The following is a 20668-nucleotide window of genomic DNA, read 5'->3' on the forward strand; positions in this document are numbered from 1 at the left end:
TCCCGCAACGGCAACGCGGTGGCGCGGGGGCGGGCGAGGACTTCGTTCACGAGCAGAGTTTCGCCAGCAACCACGATTGCGCGGAATGCGGCATGTCGTCACCGACCGGACGCACGCGCTCGTAGCGGCCGTCGGCATCCAGCGACCATGCGTTCCAATTGTCGGCCAGGTAGTTCACCAGCGCTTCTTCGCGTACGCGCTCGGCGAGTTCGGGGTCGAGCAGCGGGAAGCCGGTTTCGATGCGGCGCAGCAGGTTGCGTTCCAGCCAGTCCGCGCTGGAGCAGAACAACTCCGGATCGCCGTCGTTGCCGAACCAGTACACGCGGTGATGTTCGAGGAAGCGGCCGACGATCGAGCGCACGCGGATGTTCTCCGACACGCTCGGCACGCCGGGGCGCAGCGCGCAGGCGCCGCGCACGATCAGGTCGATCTCCACGCCCGCCTGCGACGCGGTGTAGAGCGCGCGGATCACCTGCGGCTCGTTCAACGCGTTCATCTTGGCGACGATGCGTGCCGGCTTGCCGGCCTTCGCGTGGCGCGTTTCGCGATCGATGCGCGCCAGCACGCCCGCGTGCAGCGTGAAGGGCGATTGCAGCAGGCGCTTGAGCTTGATCGCCGGCGCCAGGCCCGAGAGCTGGCGGAAGATCAGGTCGACGTCGTTGCCGATGTCCGGGTCGGCCGTGATCAATCCGAAGTCGGTGTACGCGCGCGCGGTGCCGGAGTGGTAGTTGCCGGTGCCGAGGTGCGAATAACGGCGCAGCTTGCGGCCTTCGCGACGCACGATGAGCAGCATCTTGGCGTGCGTCTTGTAACCGACGACGCCGTAGACGACCTGCACACCCGCGTCCTGCAACCGATCGGCCAGACCGAGGTTGGCCTCTTCATCGAAGCGTGCACGCAGCTCGACGACGACCGTGACGTCCTTGCCGTTGCGCGCGGCCTGCACCAGCTGGTCGACGATCGGCGAATCCTTGCCCGCGCGATACAGCGTTTGCTTGATCGCGAGCACGTTGGGGTCTTCGGCCGCCTGCTTGATCAGCTCCAGCACGGGCGCGAAGGAATCGAACGGATGGTGCAGCAGCACGTCGCTCTCGGCGACGCGCTCGAACATCCCGTCCATGTCGCGCAGGTTGCGCGGCTGGAACGGCGTGTATTTCAGGTCCGGGCGCTGCACCAGGTCGTACACCTGGATCACGCGGTTGAGGTTCACCGGCCCGTTGATGCGATACACCGCGTTTTCGGGCAGGTCGAAGTTCACCAACAGCGAGCGCACGATTTCGGTCGGGCACTGTTCGGCGATCTCCAGGCGCATCGCGCGCAGGTAGCCGCGGCCGACGAGTTCGTCGCGCAACGCCAGCGCCAGATTCTCGACTTCCTCTTCGTCGACGATCAGTTCGGAATTGCGCGTGACGCGGAACTGGTACGCGCCCTTGACTTCCATGCCGGGGAACAACTCGTCGACGAACGCCGAGAGCACCGCGGAGAGGAACACGAAGTCCGTCGGACCGCCCGAGACTTCCGGCGGGATCTGGATGATGCGCGGCAGTGAACGCGGCGCGCGCACGATGGCCAGGTGCCCGGCGCGGCCGAACGCGTCCTTGCCCTTGAGCACGACGACGATGTTCAGCGACTTGTTGAGGATCTTCGGGAACGGATGCGCGGGGTCGAGGCCCAGCGGCGAGAGCACGGGCAGGATTTCGTCGCGGAAGTAGTCGCGCAGCCAGCGCGTCTGCTTGGCGCTCCACGCATCGCGCGGCGCGATGCGGACGCCGGCATCGTTGAGTTGCGGGCGCAGTTCTTCGTTCCAGCAGCGGTATTGCGCGTCGACCAGGTCCTGCGCGCGCGCGTGGATTTCCTTCAGCACCGTCGCGGGCGCCATGCCGTCCGGGCCGGGCGGCACGCCGAAGTCCTGCGCGTGTCGAACGGTGGCCGCGCGGATCTCGAAGAACTCGTCGAGGTTGGTGCAGGAGATGCACAGGTAACGCAGGCGTTCGAGCAGCGGCACGCTCGGGTCGCGCGCCTGCGCGAGCACGCGGAAGTTGAAGTCGAGCTGCGAGAGCTCGCGATTGAAGTACATCGCGGGGTCGCGGAGCGGGTCGAGGTCCTGCGGCGTGTCGAGGGCGGCGTTCATGGCTTCTGCAACGGGGCGTCCATGGATTCTGCCTCAGCCGGGGCGTCGAATCCGTCGTGGGCGTCTCGCGGGAGCACGCGATCGGCGGGGAAGTGGCCCGCGAACGTGCTGCCTTGCCCGACTTCGCTGTCGATCGACAGGCGCGCGCCGTGCAGGTTCAGCACGTGCTTCACGATGGCCAGGCCCAGGCCCGTACCGCCGCTCTCGCGCGAGCGGCTCGTGGACACGCGATAGAAGCGTTCGGTGATGCGGGGCAGGTGCGCGGCGGGGATGCCGTAGCCGGTATCGTTGACCGCGAGCACCGCGCCATCGCCGTCGGGGGCGAAGCGCACGGTGATCGTGCCCCCGGCGGGCGTGTAGCGCACCGCGTTGCTGACGAGGTTGGAGAAGGCGCTGTGCAGTTCCTTCGTCGAACCGCGCAGGTCGAGGGGCGTGTTGGACGCGAGCGTCTGATCGTCGATGACGATGCGATGGCGGCCCTGGCTGAGCGCTTCGGCTTCGCGGCGGAGCGTTGCGAGCATCGAGGCCATCGACACCGGATCATCGACCACGCCGTCCTGCGCCTCGAGCCGCGACAGCGTGAGCAGGTCTTCGACGAGCTGCGTCATGCGCTGCGACTGGCGCTGCATTTCGGCGAGCATCGGCGCCCATTCGGGCTGGTCGGCCGGATCGAGCAGATCGAGATACCCGTGCACGACGGTCAGCGGCGTGCGCAATTCGTGGGAGACATTGGCCACGAAGTCGCGGCGCATGTGTTCCAGGCGCATGAGCTTGGTGACGTCGCGCGCGACGAGCAGCCACAACTCTTCCGAATACGGGATCAGGCGCAGGCTCAGGCGCGTGGTGGCATCGACGGGCGAGGCGGTGTCGGACAACGGTTCGGCATGGCGCCCGGCGGCGAGCCAGCGCGAAAGCGACATCGTGTGCAACCGCTCGCCGAGTGGCGCGCCCGCATCGCGCGGGTACTGCAGGCCGAGCAACGTGGTCGCCGCCGGATTGAACCATTGCACGCGCTGGCTGTTGCGTTCGATCACGACGACCGCGTCGGGCAGCGCCATCGCCGCGGCGCGATACGCGCGCAGCATCGCGACCAGGCGGCGCTTGCGCGCGCGCACGTCGGATTGGCTGCGATGCAGCAGGCGGTCGAGTTCGTTCCACACGCCATCGCCGTCGGGCGGCGGCACGCGATTGCCTTTCGACAGACGCGAGAGGACACCGTGCAATCGCGTGTAGTGCCACGCGACGATGCCCAGCGCGGCAGAAGTCACGACGGGCCACGGGTGGCCGACGAGCACGCCGACGACCACTGCGCCGCCGAGGACGGCGGCGAGCTGGCCGAGCGTGCGGATCCAGGTCTGTCGTGCGCGCGGTGGCATGCCGCCAGTCTAGACCGCGGCGGAGAATCGGTAGCCCGCGCCGCGGACGGTCTGCACCATCGGGTCGAGCTGGTGCGGTTCCAGCGTCTTGCGCAGGCGCCGGATGTGGACGTCGACGGTGCGTTCCTCGACGTACACGCTGCCGCCCCACACGTGGTCGAGCAATTGCGATCGGGTGTAAACGCGCTCGGGGTGCGTCATGAAGAAGTGCAGAAGGCGGTATTCGGTGGGGCCGATCTGCACGGGCGCGTCGTCGGCGAACACGCGATGCGCGGCGCCGTCGATGCGCAGGCCGCCGACTTTGACGCTGCCGTCTTCGTCGTCTTCGCGCGAGCGGCGCATGACGGCGCGGATGCGCGCGAGCAGCTCGCGGGCGGAGAAAGGTTTGACGACGTAATCGTCGACGCCGGCTTCCAGGCCGCCGACACGGTCGTTCTCTTCGCCGCGCGCGGTCAGCATGATGATCGGCACTTCGCGGGTCAGGAGTTCCTTGCGCCAGCGACGGGCGAGCTCGAGCCCGCTGGTGCCGGGCAGCATCCAGTCGAGCAGGATCAGGTCGGGGACCTTGTCGGCGATGGCCGATTGCGCCTCGCGGGCATCGCCCGCGTGCACCGGGTCGAACTCGGCCTTGCGCAGGGCGAAGGCCACCATGTCGCGGATGGCCGGTTCGTCGTCGACGATGAGGATGCGCTTGAGCATGGGGTTGGCGAGCGGGGGATCGCCCCTTGGCGCCCGCGTCTGCGGGCCATGGTGCCATTGGACGACGGTTTTGTGACCGTCGGGTGACACCGTCACATCCGTGTCGCCTGCCTAGTTCCGATTGAGCGTCTCGTCCTTGACGCCCTGGCGGTGCAGTTCGAGCACCGTCGGGGTGATCTGCGCGATGCGGGCGTCGATGCGGGCGCGCGCGTAATAGTCCAGGTCGCTGCGCTTCTTGAGGTTTTCGAGCTGGATGAGCGCGCGTTCCGGGCGGCCGTTCAGGTATTCGGCCTCGGCGTGGGCTTCGCCGGCGCGGATGGGATCGCCGGCCAGGTCGCTCGCGCGGGCGAAGGTCTCCTGGTAGACCGGGTCGTCGCCGGCCATCGAGGCGAGGTTGCGCAGGATTCCCTGCGCTTTCTTGCCCGACGCCGCGTCACCGCGTTCGCCCAGCATCTGCGCATAGGTCAGCACCACCGGGCGGTTGCGCGGCATCCGGTCGACGAGCTTCTGGAAACGCGCGTCGGCTTCCGCCTTCTTGCCCGCGCGCGCTTCGGCTTCGCCCATCGCCAGTTGCAGCCAGGTATCGCCGGGGCGTTTTTCGAGCAGCGGTGCGAGTTCGGTGATCGCGCCCGAGGGCTGGCCGGCCTGCAGGCGGGCGAGGGCGAGGCCATATTGCTGCGCGTCGTCGAGCGGGGCCTTGTTGCGCATCTGCTCGTATTCGCGGATGGCTTCGGCCGGCGTGTTGGCGCTGAGCACGCGCACGCGTTCCTTCGCCCAGCCGAACTGGCCGGTGCCGGCGGCGCCGAGCGAGTTCTGCGGCAGCTTGAGGTTGCCCGGCAGCATCGGGTTGCTGGCGCTGGGCGCGACGAAACTGCTGGAGGACTTCATCGTCGCCGCGCGCTCCTTCGCCTCGCTGATGCGCGTGACGGTGATCGGGTGCGTCTGCAGGTAATCGGGCGTGCGTTCGCGCGAGCCGCCCTGGTTGGCGCGCACCCAGCCTTGCAGCGTGGTGAAGAATTCGGCCATCGCCTTGGGGTCGTAGCCGCTGCGCGAGAGCGTCTGCATGCCGACACGATCGGCCTCGGCTTCGTTGTCGCGCGTGTAGTCGATCTGGCGCTGGTACATCAGCGCCTGGCCGGCCGAGAGCGCGGCCATCGAGGCGTCGTCGCTGGAATTGCCGCCCGCCTGCTGCGCCACGAGGATCGCGCCGAGCATCGCGAGCAGGATCGGCACGCTGTCGCGCTGCGCGCGCTCCACGCCGCGCAGCACGTGGTCCTGCGTGACGTGCGCGATTTCATGGCCCAGCACGCTGGCGACCTGGTCTTCGCGCGTGGCGGCAAGCACCAGGCCGGCATTGGTGCCGACGTAGCCGCCAAGCGTGGCGAACGCATTGATCTGCCGGTCCTTCAACATGAAGAAGGTGAAGGATTGGCGCGGCTTGTCGCTGTTGGCGGCGAGGCGGTGGCCGACCGATTGCAGCCATTCTTCGACCAACGGATCGTCCAGCACGTAGCCGTAATGGCGCAGCTGGCTGAGCGTCATCGCGCCGTATTCGGCCTGTTGCGCCGGGCCCAGCACCTGGCCGGCGGACGAACCGATGTCGGGCAGGCGCGACTTGTTCTGCGCCATCAGGGGCGCGGCGAGGGCGAGGGTGGCCAACGCGGCGAGGCCGAGGGTGGCCATGCGCGGGGCGGATCGGAAAATGGAGTTCACGCAGGCTTCCTCGCACGGGACCGGTGAACCACCGGTTAACTCATTTCAGCACGCTTCGAACCGTGGACGCGCACGCAGTGTTGCACCGGCGTTCCCCCGAAGGGGTGGAAATGCCGGCCGGCGCGTCCCATATTTCCGACCATCGCGTTCCGACCCTTCCGGGGCGCACAAGGTTCCGGAGCCCCTCATGACCAATCCCATCATCACCATCTACAGCACGGCGATCTGCCCGTACTGCGTCGCGGCCAAGAATTTCCTGAAGAGCAAGGGCCTGGCGTGGACCGAAGTGCGCATCGACACCGCGCCCGGCGAGCGCGAAAAGATGGTCGAACGCACGCGCCGCACCTCCGTGCCGCAGATCTTCGTTGGCGAGACGCACGTCGGCGGCTACGACGACATGATGGCGCTGCACCGCGCGGGCAAGTTCGAACCGATGGTGGCCGGCGCATGAGCGGCGGCGACGAAGCGGACCGCGTCCGCGAATTCACCGAGTTCCGCAAGCGCATGAACGAGCGGATCCTGGCCGAACCCAACCAGGTCGTCCGCCGGTTCTTCGCGCTCGACACGCAGACCTACCAGGCTGGCGCGCTCGACGTGAAGACCAAGGAGCTGCTGGGCCTGGTGGCCTCGATGGTCCTGCGCTGCGACGACTGCATCAGCTACCACGTGGCGCAATGCCGCGAAGCGGGGGTCAACCGCGACGAGATGTTCGAGGCCTTCTCGGTCGGGCTGGTGGTCGGCGGCTCCATCGTGATCCCGCACATGCGCCGCGCGGTGGATTTCCTCGACAAGCTCGAATCCGGGGAAGCGGCGGGCGCGTCAGCCCACGACCACGCCTGACCCTACGGGGCCGGACGGAACGCCGGCGGCCTCTGGCATAATTGCGGGCTCCCAAAACCCGACGGCACGCGCCCGCGTGCCGTCCGCACGTCCGGACGCCTCAATGACGCAGACCCCCGCGCAGCACACGATCACCGTCCTCAAGGGCGACGGCATCGGCCCCGAAATCATGGACGCGGCATTGCACGTCCTGGATGCGATGAACCTCGGCCTGCAGTACGAGTACGCCGACGCGGGCATGACGGCGCTGGAGAAGGTCGGCGAGCTGCTGCCGGCGGCGACGATGGACTCGATCCGCAAGAACCGCATCGCGCTGAAGAGCCCGCTGACCACGCCGGTCGGCGAGGGCTTCAGCTCGATCAACGTCGAGCTGCGCAAGCGCTTCGACCTCTACGCCAACGTGCGCCCGGCCAAGAGCTTCCCCAACACCAAGTCGCGCTTCCCGACGGGCGTGGACCTGGTCACCGTGCGCGAGAACACCGAAGGCGCGTACATCGGCGAAGGCCAGGCGCTGTCGGAAGACGGCGAGACCGCCGTGCTGACGCAGAAGGTGACGCGCCGCGGTTCCGAGCGCATCGTGCGCTACGCCTTCGAGCTGGCGCGCCGCACCGGACGCAAGAAGGTCACCGTGGTGCACAAGGCCAACATCCTGAAGTCGACGTCGGGCCTGTTCCTGCGCACCGCGCGCACCGTGGCCGCCGAATATCCCGACATCCAGTGCAACGAGATGATCGTCGACAACTGCTGCATGCAGTTGGTGATGAAGCCCGAGCAGTTCGACATCATCGTGACCACCAACTTGTTCGGCGACATCATTTCCGACCTGTGCGCCGGCCTCGTCGGCGGCCTGGGCCTCGCGCCGGGCGCCAACATCGGCACCGATGCGGCCATCTTCGAAGCGGTCCACGGCTCGGCGCCTGACATCGCGGGCAAGGGCGTGGCCAATCCGTGCGCGCTGCTGCTGGCGGCCGGGCAGATGCTCGACCACCTGGGCATGACGGACAAGGCGACCAAGCTGCGCGAGGCGATCATCGCCACGCTGGAAGCGAAGGATTCGCTGACGCCGGACCTGGGCGGCGAGGGCAACACGATGTCGTTCGCCAAGGCGATCGCAAAGCGCGCCGCTGCGTAATCGTCTTTTGCGGGATGAAACAAGAACGGCGCCTTCGAGGCGCCGTTCTTGTTTGGAGCGCAGGTGCGTTCAGTCGCGCAATTTGGCGAGCAAGCGCAGGAACTCGATGTACAGCCACACCAGCGTGAGCATCAGGCCGAACGCGGCGTACCACTCCATGTACTTCGGCGCACTGGCGTCGACGCCCTTCTCGATGAAGTCGAAATCCAGCACCAGGTTCAGCGCGGCGACGACAACGACGAACAGGCTGAAGCCGATGCCGATCACGCCCGACTCATGGATGTACGGGATGTCGGTGCCGAACAGGCGCAGCACGATCGTCGCCAGGTAGATCAGCGCGATGCCGCCGGTGGCCGCGACCACGCCGAGCTTGAAGTTCTCCGTCGCGCGGATCAGGCCCGAGCGATACGCCATGAGCAGCGCGAACAGCGTGCCCATCGTCAGCATCACCGCCTGCAGCACGATGCCCGGATACTGGAATTCCATGAACGCGGAGATCGCGCCGAGGAACAGGCCTTCGAACAACGCATACAGCGGCGCGGTGACGGGCGCCCAGTTGTTCTTGAAGATGGTCGCGAGCGAGAACACCAGGCCGCCCACGAGGCCGCCGATCAGGAAGATGAGCGCGCTGGGCGAGACGCCTTCCGCGGTGGGCGCGGCGCTGTTCCAGGCGAAGGCGCCGGTCAGGACGGCGAGCAGGAGGAGCAGGCCCGTCTTGTGGACCGTGCCGTTGAGCGTCATGGCCTGGCCGTCGCGCGTGACGACCGTGCCGCTGCCGATGTCGAGGAACGTGGATTCCTTGAGCGCCGGATTACCCGTGCGAAGCATGCATCTCTCCCCGTGTGTGAACGAAGGCCGAGCATACCGCGACACGCTTGCGTTGACAGGCGGGGCCGGCCGTTCCCAGAATCCCGCGTCCCCGGCCTTCCGGGGCGGAACCACCGGGGTATAGCGCAGTCTGGTAGCGCGCCTGCTTTGGGAGCAGGATGTCGGGGGTTCGAATCCCTCTACCCCGACCACTTTCGAAGCGCCCGTAGCTCAATCGGATAGAGCACCGGCCTTCTAAGCCGGCGGTTGCAGGTTCGATTCCTGCCGGGCGCGCCAAAGCGCGCAGCGCCTCGGGCGCGCTGCGATTTGCCGGGGGAGATGACTGGGAGTGTCCGTGCGGCTTGCAACCCTGCGCCGCATCCTGAAGAATAGCCGGCCGCTCGCAGTGGATCGCGTGCGTTGTGGTGGCTGTAGCTCAGTTGGTTAGAGTACTGGATTGTGATTCCAGATGTCGGGGGTTCGAGTCCCCTCAGCCACCCCATTCCGTTTCGCGACTCGCTTCGTTTACAATGCGCGCCGCACGGGCCGTTAGCTCAGTTGGTAGAGCAGTTGACTCTTAATCAATAGGTCCAAGGTTCGAATCCTTGACGGCCCACCAATAACGAAGGCACCTGGTTTCCCAGGTGCCTTTTTTATTGCCCGCGATCCCGATTCGCAGCCGCGCGGCGGTGACTATCGGTGGCTGCCTTTTTTCTTTCCCGCTTCACGCCGTAAGATCGCCGCCGGGCTGGGGAGCCCGCGCGGCGATGTCCGCGAATCTCGAATCACGCACAGGGGAAATCGATGCTCGCTCGCGTCTGCCTGGCCTTCGGCCTGGCCGTGTCTTCGTTCGCCGTTTTCGCCGGCGGCATTCCGTTCATCACCAAGCCGGTCGCGCCCGATCTCGTGGTCGAGGTGTCGCAGCCGCAGCAGGAAATCGCGGTCGACGTTCCCGAGAGCAATGCCGGCGCGGCGGGCATGCAGTTCGGTTTGCTCGGTGCGCTGGTCGGTTCGGTCGTCGAGTCGGCCATCGAGAATTCCGCGGCGAAGAAGGCTGAATCGACGGTCGCGCCCATCCGCGACGTGCTCATCGGTTACGACTTCAACGCGCGCCTGGAAGCGCAACTGCGCGCGAAGCTGCCGTCCGAGGGCTTGTCGAACGCGCCGCAGTTCCTGTTCCTGTCGCCCGCCGCATTGGCCGAGCGCGCCGAGAAAAATGCGCCGCGCGCGGCGAAGGCGCTCGTGCTGACGCCGCGTTACGCGATGGACAACACGCTGGCGACGCTGTCGGTGAGCATCACCGCGCAGGTGATCGAGCGCGATGTCTCGCCGCGCGGCAAGTTCCGCGACTTCGTGCGGTTCACGCGCGTGTACAAGTTCAACATGCCGCTCGACGCGGCGTCGGAGACCAATGCGAAGCAGTGGGTCGATCTCGGCAAGCCGACACTCACCGCGTTGCTCGACCAGGGCATCGCGCAGTCGATCGACATGCTCGTGTTCGACTTCTCCGATGCGGGCCGCGCGCAGTGGGAGCAGCCCAACCGCGGCATGGAGACCACGCTCAAGGGCCGCCGTTATCACGGCATGACGCTGAAGTCCGAGCCCGATTTCGTCTGGGCGCGCACCGGCAAGAAGCTCGCGCAAACGATCCAGGGGTATCAGATCGTCACCGGTCCGATCTCGGTCGATGCGCCCGCAGCCGATGCACCCGCGGTCGTCGCCGTGCCCGCTGCGCCCGCCGCGAACGATGCGCAGCCGGTCGAAGCGCCCGCAGCGTCGCCCGCCGCCGCAGGTGGCAGCCAGTAATGCGCGCGGTTCCAGCCGCGTTCGTGGTCGCGCTGTCCTTCGCCGGCTGCGGCTCGATGCCGATGCGCAAGGTGACCGTCGATCCGGCGCGGCTGAACCTCGATGCGCAAATGGCGGTGCAGTGCCCGTATCGGCTGAAGGACGTCGTGGACGCGCGCCCCGCGAACAGCGGGTTCGGGACGATGGGCAGGACCGCATTCGTCATCGAAGATCCCGCGCGGATGGTGCGCGATCAGTTGCGCACCATCGGTTTGTCGGAGGCCGGCGAAGGCCCCGACGTGTCGATCCGTCTGATGCAGCTGTATATCGCCACCAACCGCGTCACGAACGTGCCGGTCGCGGTGTACGAGGCGAAGATCGGGAATGCGGAGCCCGTCGTCATCCGGGGCCAGCCCGCGAGCATGACGTGGTGGGGCACCGACGCCGAATCGGCCGGTGCGCTCGCACTGGCGTTGCGCGAAGCCAACCGCGGCCTGGTGGCGCGGTTGAATCGCGGATGCCCCGCTATTTGACGCGTGCGGCCGATCCCACGCGCACTTCGATCACCGATTCGACCTGCGATCCATCCGGACGCGTGACGGTGACGATGTAGCTGCCGGCGGGCACCTGCCGCACCGAGTACTTGCCGTCTTTCTCGATTTTCAATTCGCGGTGGAACCCGGTGTCGGCGCCCTTGATGTCGACGACATCGCCGGTCGTCGCGTTCCCGCTGATGCTGCCCGACGGGCTTTGGGCGTGGGCGAAAAACGCCATCGTGAACAACACCACCGCCAGCGTGGCGGCCAAGCGACTGCGCGACATGCACGAACCTCCGGTTGGACGTGCCGAGCGTAGGCGGGCGATCTCGTCCGGAAACTGTGCCGGAGGTCACCGGTGACCATCACTCACCGAGACACGCGACACGGACAGGGCCGCCCGGAACGGTAGGTTGCGTGGCTATTGGATGTGCGCATTGCGCGCCGTTCCGGAGATCCCCCGATGCGCCGGTGCTTCCTGCTCGTCCTGCCCCTGATGTTCCTGCTTGCCGCCTGCATGTCCGACGGGCGCCGGTTCACCCCGGAAGCCTGGCGGCAGGTGGACCAGTTCGAGCGCAACGCATTCACCGCCGACCTCATCGGCCGCCGGCTGCTGATCGGGAAGAAGTGGCACGAGGTGAACCAGATGCTGGGCCCCGGGCGGACGTTGGGGCAGGAGGCCTCCACCTGGAACGTCGCCCTGGACAAGGACACCGGCGCCCCGGTGGTCCTGCAGGTCGATTTCCGCGACGGCATCGCCTACCGCGCCAAGGTCCATCGCGAGTAGCCGCGCCCGCCGTGGCGCATCCCCGCCGCGGCCGGGCACAATGCGCCGGCGCGAGAGTGGCGGAATTGGTAGACGCACTGGATTTAGGTTCCAGCGCCGCAAGGCGTGCGGGTTCGAGTCCCGCCTTTCGCATTCCCCGGACGCCGCCGAGTGGCGGCGCGGACCGCTTTCGGCCAAACTACCCCGTTCCGCCCGCCGCGCTCCGCGGCCGGCCTGCCACCCATCAGAAGAGCTCCCAGCAATGCAAGTCTCGGTCGAAACCCTCGGCAACCTCGAACGCCGCCTGACCTTCCGCCTGCCGGCGGAGCGCGTGGACACCCAGGTCGGTGGCCGCCTGAAGGAAATCGCGCGGACCGCGCGCATCAAGGGCTTCCGCCCGGGCAAAGTGCCGACCAAGGTCATCGAGCAGCGCTACGGCGACCAGGTCCGGCAGGAAATCCTCGACGGCATGCTGCGCGAAAGCTTCGACGGCGCCATCCGCGAGAACGAACTCCGCCTGGCCGGCAACCCGCGCATCGAGCCGAGCAGCGATGCCGCCGGCGAGGGTGAACTGGCGTTCGTCGCCACGTTCGAGATCGTGCCGGACTTCGGCGACGTCGATGTCGAAGGGCTGGAAGTCGTCCGCCACACCGCGGAAGTCGAAGACGCCGACATCGACCGCATGATCGACAACCTGCGCATGCAGCGCCAGGGCTGGAACAAGGTCGAGCGCGCCGCGAAGGAACACGACCTGGTGACGATGGAGAACTTCTCCGAAGTCGACGGCGTGCGCCGTCCGCCGGAAGGCGCCGAGAAGGGCAGCACCGTCGTCGGTTCCGGCGCGATGCTCAAGGAAATCGAAGACGCCGTGATCGGCATGGCCCCCGGTGAGACGAAGACCGTGCAGGTCGACTTCCCGGCCGAATGGCGCATCGCCGAATTCGCCGGCAAGACCGTCTCCATCACCGTCAAGGCGCTGGAAGTCTCCGAGCCGCAACTGCCGGAAGTCGACGCCGGTTTCATCCGCAGCTTCGGCGTGAAGTCGGGCGAAATGGACCAGTTCCGCGCCGAGATCCGCAGCAACCTGGCGCGCGAGCTCAAGGGCGCGCTGATGCAGCGCCTGCGCAAGGAAGTGGGTGAGCAGCTCGTCGCCAAGTTCGAACACGTCGAAATGCCGCCGCGCCTGGTCGAAAACGAAGCCCGCGCGCTGGCCAACGGCATGGCCGAGCAGGCCCGCCGCCAGGGCCAGCAGGTCGCCGTGGACCAGTCGCAGTTCATGGAACCGGCGCGCAAGCGCGTGCTGGTCGCGCTGCTGGTGGGCGAGATCGCCCGCCGCAATGAACTTCGCCTCGACCAGCGCCGTCTGAACGAGACGATGCGCCTGATCGCATCCACCTACGAAGAGCCCGAGCAGGTCATTGAGTTGTATCGCAACGATCCCCAGCTCATGGCTGGTCTGCAGAGCCGCGTGATGGAAGAGCAGGTGATCGATTGGATCGCCGAGCGCGCGAAGCACACGGAGCAGGCGCTATCCTTCCAGGACGCCATCCGCCAGTAAGGCGGGCGGCGCCCGACAACGAGAACCGGAACCCCATGAGCCTCGAAACGAAAGCCCTGAACCTCGTGCCGATGGTGGTCGAACAGACCAGCCGCGGCGAGCGCGCGTACGACATCTATTCGCGCTTGCTCAAGGAGCGGGTGATCTTCCTCGTGGGCGGCATCGACGACCACGTGGCCAACGTGATCGTCGCGCAGATGCTCTTCCTCGAGGCCGAAAACCCCGAGAAGGACATCAGCCTGTACATCAACTCGCCGGGCGGCATCGTCACGGCGGGCATGGCGATCTACGACACCATGCAGTACATCAAGCCGGACGTGAGCACCATCTGCGTGGGCCAGGCCGCCTCGATGGGCGCGCTGCTGCTGGCCTCGGGCGCCAAGGGCAAGCGTTACGCGTTGCCGAACTCCCGCGTGATGATCCACCAGCCGCTCGGCGGCTTCCAGGGCCAGGCCACGGACATCGACATCCATGCCCGCGAAATCCTGACCCTGCGCCAGCGCCTGAACGAGATCCTCTCCCGCCATACGGGCCAGGCCCTCGAGACCATCGCCCGGGACACCGAGCGCGACAACTTCAAGAGCGCCGAAGCCGCGCGTGAATACGGCCTGGTGGACCAGGTGCTGGAACGCCGGCCGGACGATTCGATCCAGGCGGCGTGAACCGCGTCAGCGTCCTGATCGTGGAACCAATCAACTGCCTCCGCGGCTCGGTGGACAACCGGGCCCCGGATGCTATTCTCGGGCCGCTACCGTGTGGCCTAAGCAGGTGTGGGGAATGAGCGAAGACCGTCAAGGCCGATCCGGCGACAGCAACAAGATCCTGTATTGCTCGTTCTGCGGGAAAAGCCAGCATGAGGTCCGCAAGCTGATCGCGGGCCCGAGCGTGTTCATCTGCGATGAATGCGTCGAGCTCTGCAACGACATCATCCGCGAGGAGCTCGAGGAGAAGGCGCAGTCGGCCCGCAGCCACCTGCCCAAGCCCCGCGAGATCCTGGACGTGCTGGACCAGTACGTCATCGGCCAGTCGCGCGCGAAGAAGACGCTCGCCGTGGCCGTGTACAACCACTACAAGCGCATCGAGAGCCGGCAGAAGAACGACGACGTCGAACTGGCGAAGTCCAACATCCTGCTGGTCGGTCCGACGGGCTCGGGCAAGACGCTGCTGGCCGAAACGCTGGCGCGCCTGCTCAACGTGCCGTTCACCATCGCCGATGCCACGACGCTCACCGAAGCCGGCTACGTCGGCGAGGACGTCGAGAACATCATCCAGAAGCTCCTGCAGAAGTGCGACTACGACGTCGAGAAGGCGCAGCAGGGCATCGTCTACATCGACGAGATCGACAAGATCTCGCGCAAGAGCGAAAACCCGTCGATCACGCGCGACGTGTCGGGCGAGGGCGTGCAGCAGGCGCTGCTGAAGCTCATCGAAGGCACGGTGGCCAGCGTGCCGCCCCAGGGCGGCCGCAAGCATCCGCAGCAGGAATTCCTGCAGGTCGACACGCGCAACATCCTCTTCATCGTGGGTGGTGCGTTCGCCGGCCTGGACAAGATCATCCAGCAGCGTTCGACGGAAGCCGGCGGCATCGGCTTCGGCGCGAAGGTCAAGAGCGCCGAGCGCAAGCAGGACGTCGGCAAGATCCTGTCGGAAGTGGAACCCGAAGACCTGATCAAGTTCGGCCTGATCCCCGAGTTCGTCGGCCGCCTGCCGGTGGTCGCCACGCTCGAGGAGCTCGACGAGCCGGCGCTGGTGAAGATCCTCACCGAGCCGAAGAATGCGATCAGCAAGCAGTTCCGCAAGCTGTTCGAAATGGAAGGCGTGGAACTCGAAATCCGCCCCGACGCGCTCACTGCCATCGCCCGGAAGGCGCTCAAGCGCAAGACCGGCGCGCGCGGTTTGCGCACCATCGTCGAATCGGTGCTACTGGACACGATGTACGAGCTCCCCTCGCTGGAGAACGTCAGCAAGGTCGTGGTCGACGAGTCGGTCATCGAGCACAAGTCCGAACCGTACCTGATCTACCAGACGCCGCCCGCCACGCCCAAGGCCGCAGGCGCCGAATGAGTCCCCGGACCGGCGTGGAACCCGCCGGTCCCTCCCACCCACGCATGAGCTCGCCCGTCCATCGGACGGGTGCGGCCGCCGTTCGTCCGTTGACATCCCTGAAGTCGTTCGGACGTGGTCACGGATGCGCCAGCGGACGCTTGCATCCCCGTCCCCCGCGCCCCATAACCGAAACCATGACGCGCACTGCGCGCCGCGTTGACTCGCCCCCCGGTAACGTCCGGGGACGGTCGCGCGCCATCCCATCCCTTGCGTTTCCACAGCCGGAGATCCCATGACCCAGACCGCCGAAACCTTCGACCTGCCGGTGCTGCCGCTGCGCGATGTCGTGGTGTTTCCGCACATGGTCATCCCCTTGTTCGTCGGGCGCGACAAATCCATCCGCGCCCTCGACCAGGCGATGGAAACCGACAAGCGCATCCTCCTCGTCGCGCAGAAGTCCGCCGACACCGATGCGCCCGGTGCGAAGGACCTCCACGAAATCGGCACGCTCGCGCAGGTGCTGCAGTTGCTGAAGTTGCCCGACGGCACGATCAAGGTGCTGGTCGAAGGCCTGTCGCGTGCGCGTGTCACCGATGTCGAGGAGCGCGACGGCGCGCTGAAGGGCGCCGGCGCCGTCGTCGAATCCGAATCCGCACGCGAAACGCGCGAAGTCGAAGCGATCGCGCGCTCGCTGATGTCGCTGTTCGAGCAGTACGTCAAGACCAACCGCAAGTTGCCGCCGGAACTGCTGCAGACGCTGAGCGGCATCGACGATCCGAGCCGCCTTGCGGACACCATCTCCGCGCACCTGGGCGTGCGCATGTCCGACAAGCAGAAGTTGCTGGAGTCGCTGGACATCGGCGGCCGCCTGGAACTCCTGGTCGGCCTGGTCGAAGGCGAGATCGACGTGCAGCAGCTGGAAAAGCGCATCCGCGGCCGCGTGAAGTCGCAGATGGAGAAGAGCCAGCGCGAGTACTACCTCAACGAACAGATGAAGGCGATCCAGAAGGAGCTGGGCGAGATCGACGACCAGCCCAACGACCTGGACGAACTCGCGCGCAAGGTCGCCGAAGCGGGCATGCCGAAGGCCGTGGAAGCCAAGGCGCGCGCCGAGCTGGGCAAGCTCAAGCAGATGTCGCCGATGTCGGCCGAAGCGGCCGTCGTGCGCAACTACCTCGATTGGCTGCTCGGCGTGCCGTGGAAGAAGAAGACCAAGGTGCGCAAGGACCTCAAGGTCGCCCAGGACGTGCTCGACCAGGACCACTACGGCCTGGAGCGCGTCAAGGAACGCATCCTGGAATACCTCGCGGTGCAGGCGCGCGTGCAGAAGCTGCGCGGCCCGATCCTGTGCCTCGTCGGCCCGCCGGGCGTCGGCAAGACCTCGCTGGGCCAGTCGATCGCGAAGGCGACCAACCGCAAGTTCGTGCGCATGTCGCTCGGCGGGGTGCGCGATGAAGCGGAAATCCGCGGGCATCGCCGCACGTATGTCGGCTCGATGCCGGGCCGCATCGTGCAGAACCTCAACAAGGTCGGCAGCAAGAACCCGCTGTTCGTCCTCGACGAGATCGACAAGATGTCGATGGACTTCCGCGGCGATCCGTCCTCGGCGCTGCTCGAAGTGCTCGATCCCGAGCAGAACAACGCGTTCAACGACCACTACCTCGAAGTCGACCTCGACCTGTCGGAAGTGATGTTCGTCGCGACGTCGAACTCGCTCAACATCCCGGGCCCGTTGCTCGATCGCATGGAAGTGATCCGCATCCCGGGCTACACCGAGGAAGAAAAACTCAACATCGCGCTGCGCTACCTGGTGCCCAAGCAACTGAAGGCCAATGGCCTGAAGGGCGAGGAGCTGAAGATTTCCGAGAACGCGATCCGCGACATCGTGCGCTACTACACGCGCGAATCGGGCGTGCGCAACCTCGAACGCGAAATCGCGAAGATCTCGCGCAAGGTCGTCAAGGAACTCGCGCTCGCAGGCCCCAAGAAGAAGACCAGCACGGTCAACGTCACCGGCAAGAACCTCGACAAGTATCTCGGCGTGCGCCGCTTCGACTACGGCCGCGCGGAAGCGGAAAACGAGATCGGCCTGGTCACGGGCCTGGCGTGGACCGAGGTCGGCGGCGATCTGCTGCAGATCGAATCCACGCTCGTCCCGGGCAAGGGGCAATTGATCCTCACCGGCCAGCTCGGTGACGTCATGAAGGAATCGGCCGCCGCGGCGTTGTCGGTCGTGCGCGCGCGCACCGAACGTTTCGGCATCGACCTGGACTTCCTGACGCGCTACGACGTCCACCTGCACGTACCCGAAGGCGCGACGCCGAAGGACGGCCCGAGCGCGGGCATCGCGATGGCGACGGCGCTGGTGTCGACGCTGACGAAGGTGCCGGTCAAGCACGATGTCGCGATGACCGGCGAAATCACGTTGCGCGGCAAGGTGCTCGGCATCGGCGGCCTGAAGGAAAAGCTGCTGGCGGCGATGCGTGGCGGCATCCGCACCGTGATCATTCCGGAAGAAAACCGGAAGGATCTCGCGGACATCCCCAAGGCGGTGACCACCGGGATGAAGATCGTGCCCGTGCGCTGGATCGACGAGGTGCTCGACCTCGCCCTGGAGCGCCCGCTGGCGCCGCAGGCGGCCGGCACGCCCGTGGCGGGCGAGGGCGAAGTGGTGCCGCCGGCGACGCCGCCGGCGCAGCAGCACGACGTCACACACTGAACGGACGGCCCCGTACAACCTGACCCGCGGGGCCCATTGACAATCGCCGCATCCCGGAAACCGCGCAGTTGCGCGGTTTTCAGGTTGCCCCCCGCATACCCCACTGGTATAACGACGCCGTCCGCCGCCATGCGTGAACGCATTGCGGCTCGTCGACCGGGGAACGCCAGCCAGGATGCGCCCGCGCAACCCGCGCGCGCATCGGCCTGCCCCGGTCCCTATCCGCGGTTTCCATCCGGGAGTTCCAGTCAAATGAATAAAGCCGAATTGATCGATGCCGTCGCCGAAGGCTCCGAACTGACGAAGGCCGATGCCGGCCGCGCGGTCGATGCCGTCATCGCTGCGATCACCAAGGCCCTGAAGAAGGGCGACACCGTCACCGTCGTGGGCTTCGGCACGTTCGCCGTGCGCAAGCGCGCCGCGCGCGAAGGCCGCAACCCGCGTACGGGCGAAACGATCAAGGTCGCCGCGTCGATGAACCCCGCGTTCAAGGCCGGCAAGGCGCTGAAGGACGCGGTCAACTGATTCGAATCGTCGGATTGGGTGCTTAGCTCAGCGGTAGAGCGTCTCCTTTACACGGAGAGGGTCGGGGGTTCGATCCCCTCAGCACCCACCACCCGATGCCGCTCGATGATGTAGTTCGCAAACAAGTTCGGCCGAAGTGTTGCATGCGCGAACATCGCCCATGTATCATTTCGGGCTCAGCGCGGAGTGGTAGTTCAGTCGGTTAGAATGCTGGCCTGTCACGCCGGAGGTCGCGGGTTCGAGTCCCGTCCACTCCGCCATTTGTTCGAATCGAAAGCGCCCCCAGTGGGCGCTTTCGTTTTTCTGCGGCAATCGCCCGAAGCGGCTAAACTGCGCGGCTCACGCATCCTCACGACCCGCCCAATGCTGCAGAAACTCCGCGAGAAAACCTCCGGCTGGATCGCTTCGGTCATCCTCGGCCTGCTCACGATTCCCTTCGCCTTCTTCGGCGTGGAGTCGTACATGCAGCAGCAGAACCCCGATTGGGTCGCGAAGGTCGAAGCACCGCCGACGTGGTGGGAAGGCGCGCCGAAATTCTGGCCGGCCTCCTATCTGTGGACGAGCGAGGAAGTCACCTCGCGCGACTGGCGCCTGCAACTCGAGAACGCCCGCGCGCAGCAGCGCCAGGAACAGGGCGAGAACTACGATCCGCTCGCGTTCGACTCGGTCGAGAACAAGCGCGCGATCCTCGAACAACTGATCGACCAGCGCGTCATGAAGATGGCCGCCGGCCGCGCCGGCGTGTCGGTCAGCGACGGACAGATCCGCAAGGCGATCCTCGAGTTGCCGGCCTTCCAGGTCGACGGCAAGTTCAGCAAGGAGCGTTACCAGATCGCGCTCGCCTCGCAAGGCCTGAGCGCGAAGGGCTTCGAGAACGAAGTGCGCAGCGGGCTGGAACTCGAAACGCTGCCGCGCGCGCTCAACGACTCGGCGTTCGTCACCAACTCGGAAATGGATCGCCTGCTCAAGCTGCTCTCCGAAGAGCGCAGCGTGGCGTTCGTGCAGTTGCCCGCGCCCGCGCCGGACGCAGGCCCCGTGTCGGGCAAGGAAATCGACGCGTACTGGGCCGCGCACCGCAACCAGTACCGCGCGCCGGAACAGGTGACGGTGGAATACGTCGACATCGACGCGAAGACGCTCACCGTGCCGCCGGCCAGCGAAGCCGCGCTGCGCGAACGTTTCGAAAAGGAAAAGGGTAGCCTCGGCGGCGGCGGCGAACGCCTCGTCTCGCACATCCTCGTCGCCGTGGCCGCCGATGCGACGCCCGCGCAGCAACAGGCTGCCGAAGCGAAGGCGAACAAGCTCGCCGCCCAAGCGAAGGCGCCGGGCGCCGATTTCGCCAAGCTCGCCACCGCCAACTCCGACGATCCGATGTCGAAGACGCAGGGCGGCGATCTGGGCTGGGTCGCCAAAGGCGTGATGGAAAAGCCGTTCGAAGATGCGGTGTTCGCGATGCAGGGCGGCCAGGTCGCCGGCCCGGTGCGCACGCAGTTCGGCTGGCACGTGGTGCAGGTGCGCGAAGTGAAGGGCGCGACGGAAGCGAACTTCGACCAGGTGCGCGAGCGCCTGGTGACCGAACAGGCCGAAGCCGATCGCGAACGCGCGTTCAACGACATCAGCACCAAGCTTGTCGACATCGTCAACAAGAATCCCACTGCGCTGGAACCGGCGGCGAAGGCCGTAGGCCTGCCCGTGCAGACGCTCGGGCCGTTCCCGCGCGGCGGCGGCGCCGGCATCGCGGGGAATCGCGCGGTGCAGCGCGCGGCGTTCGCCGACTCGGCCACGCAGGACGGGCTGGTGAGCGACACGATCGAAATCGCCCCCGACCACGTCGTCATGCTGCGCGTCACGCAGCACATGCCGGCGCGCGAATTGCCGGCCGCGCAGGTGCGCGACCAGGTCGTCGCGGCGATCCGCGTCGAACGCACGCAGAAGGCCGCGCAAGCCGCCGCCGATGCGATGGTCGCCAAGCTCAAGGCCGGCACGCCGATGGCCGCCGTCGCCGCCGAACGCGGCCTGGCGCCGATGGCCATGC

18 protein-coding genes and 7 tRNA genes are annotated in these 20668 nt (G+C 66.7%); 19 read left to right on the forward strand and 6 right to left on the reverse strand.

The window, feature by feature from the left end:
• Positions 1 to 46 precede the first annotated feature (46 nt).
• From ppk1 to LF41_RS06415, 4 genes are all read right to left on the reverse strand, one after another.
• A complete protein-coding gene (gene ppk1 / locus LF41_RS06400) occupies positions 47 to 2131 on the reverse strand; it encodes a polyphosphate kinase 1 (protein ID WP_036167477.1) in 2085 nt (694 codons plus the stop codon).
• Complete coding sequence (gene phoR, locus LF41_RS06405) at positions 2128 to 3507, reverse strand: phosphate regulon sensor histidine kinase PhoR (protein WP_084073426.1); 1380 nt, start codon at positions 3505 to 3507, stop codon at positions 2128 to 2130. The genes ppk1 and phoR overlap by 4 nt, the downstream gene beginning before the upstream one ends.
• 9 nt (positions 3508 to 3516) lie before the next feature.
• A complete protein-coding gene (gene phoB / locus LF41_RS06410; protein ID WP_036167479.1) occupies positions 3517 to 4206 on the reverse strand; it encodes a phosphate regulon transcriptional regulator PhoB in 690 nt (229 codons plus the stop codon).
• Positions 4207 to 4317: 111 nt separating this feature from the next.
• The gene (locus LF41_RS06415) at positions 4318 to 5889 is read right to left on the reverse strand and encodes a M48 family metalloprotease (protein ID WP_036167482.1); all 1572 of its coding nucleotides are present in this window, start codon (positions 5887 to 5889) and stop codon (positions 4318 to 4320) included.
• 217 nt (positions 5890 to 6106) lie between these two features.
• Between LF41_RS06415 and grxC the strand changes: the two genes are divergently transcribed.
• From grxC to LF41_RS06430, 3 genes are all read left to right on the forward strand, one after another.
• Positions 6107 to 6370 (forward strand): glutaredoxin 3, encoded by a 264-nt coding sequence (grxC, locus tag LF41_RS06420; RefSeq protein ID WP_036167485.1) that lies wholly within the window; start codon positions 6107 to 6109, stop codon positions 6368 to 6370.
• Positions 6367 to 6759: a carboxymuconolactone decarboxylase family protein gene (locus tag LF41_RS06425; RefSeq protein ID WP_036167488.1), complete on the forward strand. Its 393-nt coding sequence runs from the start codon at positions 6367 to 6369 to the stop codon at positions 6757 to 6759. The genes grxC and LF41_RS06425 overlap by 4 nt, the downstream gene beginning before the upstream one ends.
• A gap of 103 nt (positions 6760 to 6862) precedes the next feature.
• A complete protein-coding gene (locus tag LF41_RS06430; protein WP_036167491.1) occupies positions 6863 to 7891 on the forward strand; it encodes an isocitrate dehydrogenase in 1029 nt (342 codons plus the stop codon).
• Between the two features lie 69 nt (positions 7892 to 7960).
• On the opposite strand, the gene LF41_RS06435 is transcribed toward LF41_RS06430, so the two are convergent.
• Positions 7961 to 8719: a Bax inhibitor-1/YccA family protein gene (locus LF41_RS06435; protein ID WP_036167494.1), complete on the reverse strand. Its 759-nt coding sequence runs from the start codon at positions 8717 to 8719 to the stop codon at positions 7961 to 7963.
• 114 nt (positions 8720 to 8833) lie between these two features.
• On the opposite strand from LF41_RS06435, the gene LF41_RS06440 reads away from it, so the two are divergent.
• The 6 genes from LF41_RS06440 to LF41_RS06465 all read left to right on the forward strand — a co-directional run bounded on the left by LF41_RS06440 (position 8834) and on the right by LF41_RS06465 (position 11016).
• A tRNA-Pro gene (locus tag LF41_RS06440) sits at positions 8834 to 8910 on the forward strand.
• Positions 8911 to 8918: 8 nt separating this feature from the next.
• Positions 8919 to 8995 (forward strand) — tRNA-Arg (locus LF41_RS06445).
• 128 nt (positions 8996 to 9123) lie between these two features.
• Positions 9124 to 9200, forward strand: a tRNA-His gene (locus LF41_RS06450).
• Between the two features lie 41 nt (positions 9201 to 9241).
• A tRNA-Lys gene (locus tag LF41_RS06455) sits at positions 9242 to 9317 on the forward strand.
• Positions 9318 to 9502: 185 nt separating this feature from the next.
• Positions 9503 to 10504, forward strand: coding sequence for a hypothetical protein (locus LF41_RS06460; RefSeq protein WP_036167498.1), 1002 nt, complete (start codon positions 9503 to 9505; stop codon positions 10502 to 10504).
• Positions 10504 to 11016, forward strand: coding sequence for a hypothetical protein (locus LF41_RS06465; RefSeq protein WP_036167501.1), 513 nt, complete (start codon positions 10504 to 10506; stop codon positions 11014 to 11016). Before LF41_RS06460 ends, LF41_RS06465 begins: the two co-directional genes overlap by 1 nt.
• On the opposite strand, the gene LF41_RS06470 is transcribed toward LF41_RS06465, so the two are convergent.
• Positions 11009 to 11305: a carboxypeptidase-like regulatory domain-containing protein gene (locus tag LF41_RS06470; RefSeq protein ID WP_036167504.1), complete on the reverse strand. Its 297-nt coding sequence runs from the start codon at positions 11303 to 11305 to the stop codon at positions 11009 to 11011. The two genes, LF41_RS06465 and LF41_RS06470, sit on opposite strands and share 8 nt — an antisense overlap.
• 177 nt (positions 11306 to 11482) lie before the next feature.
• On the opposite strand from LF41_RS06470, the gene LF41_RS06475 reads away from it, so the two are divergent.
• The 10 genes from LF41_RS06475 to LF41_RS06520 form a co-directional block, all read left to right on the forward strand.
• Entirely contained in the window at positions 11483 to 11806 is a 324-nt protein-coding gene (locus LF41_RS06475) for a hypothetical protein (protein WP_036167505.1), read from the forward strand.
• Positions 11807 to 11856: 50 nt separating this feature from the next.
• Positions 11857 to 11938: transfer RNA gene (locus LF41_RS06480), tRNA-Leu, on the forward strand.
• Positions 11939 to 12047: 109 nt separating this feature from the next.
• Complete coding sequence (gene tig / locus LF41_RS06485; protein ID WP_036167508.1) at positions 12048 to 13343, forward strand: trigger factor; 1296 nt, start codon at positions 12048 to 12050, stop codon at positions 13341 to 13343.
• A gap of 35 nt (positions 13344 to 13378) precedes the next feature.
• A complete protein-coding gene (clpP, locus tag LF41_RS06490) occupies positions 13379 to 14005 on the forward strand; it encodes an ATP-dependent Clp endopeptidase proteolytic subunit ClpP (RefSeq protein ID WP_036167511.1) in 627 nt (208 codons plus the stop codon).
• A gap of 115 nt (positions 14006 to 14120) precedes the next feature.
• Positions 14121 to 15407: an ATP-dependent Clp protease ATP-binding subunit ClpX gene (gene clpX, locus LF41_RS06495; RefSeq protein WP_036167517.1), complete on the forward strand. Its 1287-nt coding sequence runs from the start codon at positions 14121 to 14123 to the stop codon at positions 15405 to 15407.
• Between the two features lie 274 nt (positions 15408 to 15681).
• Positions 15682 to 18108 carry an endopeptidase La gene (gene lon, locus LF41_RS06500; protein ID WP_052116196.1) on the forward strand — a complete coding sequence of 809 codons (2427 nt, stop codon included), beginning with the start codon at positions 15682 to 15684 and terminating at the stop codon, positions 18106 to 18108.
• A 252-nt stretch (positions 18109 to 18360) separates the two neighbouring features.
• Positions 18361 to 18633, forward strand: coding sequence for an HU family DNA-binding protein (locus tag LF41_RS06505; protein ID WP_036167520.1), 273 nt, complete (start codon positions 18361 to 18363; stop codon positions 18631 to 18633).
• A 16-nt stretch (positions 18634 to 18649) separates the two neighbouring features.
• Positions 18650 to 18724: transfer RNA gene (locus LF41_RS06510), tRNA-Val, on the forward strand.
• Between the two features lie 92 nt (positions 18725 to 18816).
• Positions 18817 to 18893 (forward strand) — tRNA-Asp (locus LF41_RS06515).
• Between the two features lie 103 nt (positions 18894 to 18996).
• Positions 18997 to 20668, forward strand: a 1672-nt coding sequence (locus tag LF41_RS06520) for a SurA N-terminal domain-containing protein (RefSeq protein WP_036167523.1), incomplete at its 3' end; no start/stop codon positions are given.

It is taken from the genome of Lysobacter dokdonensis DS-58 (assembly GCF_000770795.1).
GTDB classification, from domain to species: Bacteria; Pseudomonadota; Gammaproteobacteria; order Xanthomonadales; family Xanthomonadaceae; genus Noviluteimonas; species Noviluteimonas dokdonensis.

Excerpts from the sequence above, each read along its gene's own strand:
- ppk1 (WP_036167477.1), bottom strand. The coding sequence starts at position 2,131 with ATGAACGCCGCCCTCGACACGCCGCAGGACCTCGACCCGCTCCGCGAC.
- phoR (WP_084073426.1), bottom strand. The coding sequence starts at position 3,507 with ATGCCACCGCGCGCACGACAGACCTGGATCCGCACGCTCGGCCAGCTC.
- phoB (WP_036167479.1), bottom strand. The coding sequence starts at position 4,206 with ATGCTCAAGCGCATCCTCATCGTCGACGACGAACCGGCCATCCGCGAC.
- LF41_RS06415 (WP_036167482.1), bottom strand. The coding sequence starts at position 5,889 with ATGGCCACCCTCGGCCTCGCCGCGTTGGCCACCCTCGCCCTCGCCGCG.
- grxC (WP_036167485.1), top strand. The coding sequence starts at position 6,107 with ATGACCAATCCCATCATCACCATCTACAGCACGGCGATCTGCCCGTAC.
- LF41_RS06425 (WP_036167488.1), top strand. The coding sequence starts at position 6,367 with ATGAGCGGCGGCGACGAAGCGGACCGCGTCCGCGAATTCACCGAGTTC.
- LF41_RS06430 (WP_036167491.1), top strand. The coding sequence starts at position 6,863 with ATGACGCAGACCCCCGCGCAGCACACGATCACCGTCCTCAAGGGCGAC.
- LF41_RS06435 (WP_036167494.1), bottom strand. The coding sequence starts at position 8,719 with ATGCTTCGCACGGGTAATCCGGCGCTCAAGGAATCCACGTTCCTCGAC.
- LF41_RS06460 (WP_036167498.1), top strand. The coding sequence starts at position 9,503 with ATGCTCGCTCGCGTCTGCCTGGCCTTCGGCCTGGCCGTGTCTTCGTTC.
- LF41_RS06465 (WP_036167501.1), top strand. The coding sequence starts at position 10,504 with ATGCGCGCGGTTCCAGCCGCGTTCGTGGTCGCGCTGTCCTTCGCCGGC.
- LF41_RS06470 (WP_036167504.1), bottom strand. The coding sequence starts at position 11,305 with ATGTCGCGCAGTCGCTTGGCCGCCACGCTGGCGGTGGTGTTGTTCACG.
- LF41_RS06475 (WP_036167505.1), top strand. The coding sequence starts at position 11,483 with ATGCGCCGGTGCTTCCTGCTCGTCCTGCCCCTGATGTTCCTGCTTGCC.
- tig (WP_036167508.1), top strand. The coding sequence starts at position 12,048 with ATGCAAGTCTCGGTCGAAACCCTCGGCAACCTCGAACGCCGCCTGACC.
- clpP (WP_036167511.1), top strand. The coding sequence starts at position 13,379 with ATGAGCCTCGAAACGAAAGCCCTGAACCTCGTGCCGATGGTGGTCGAA.
- clpX (WP_036167517.1), top strand. The coding sequence starts at position 14,121 with ATGAGCGAAGACCGTCAAGGCCGATCCGGCGACAGCAACAAGATCCTG.
- lon (WP_052116196.1), top strand. The coding sequence starts at position 15,682 with ATGACCCAGACCGCCGAAACCTTCGACCTGCCGGTGCTGCCGCTGCGC.
- LF41_RS06505 (WP_036167520.1), top strand. The coding sequence starts at position 18,361 with ATGAATAAAGCCGAATTGATCGATGCCGTCGCCGAAGGCTCCGAACTG.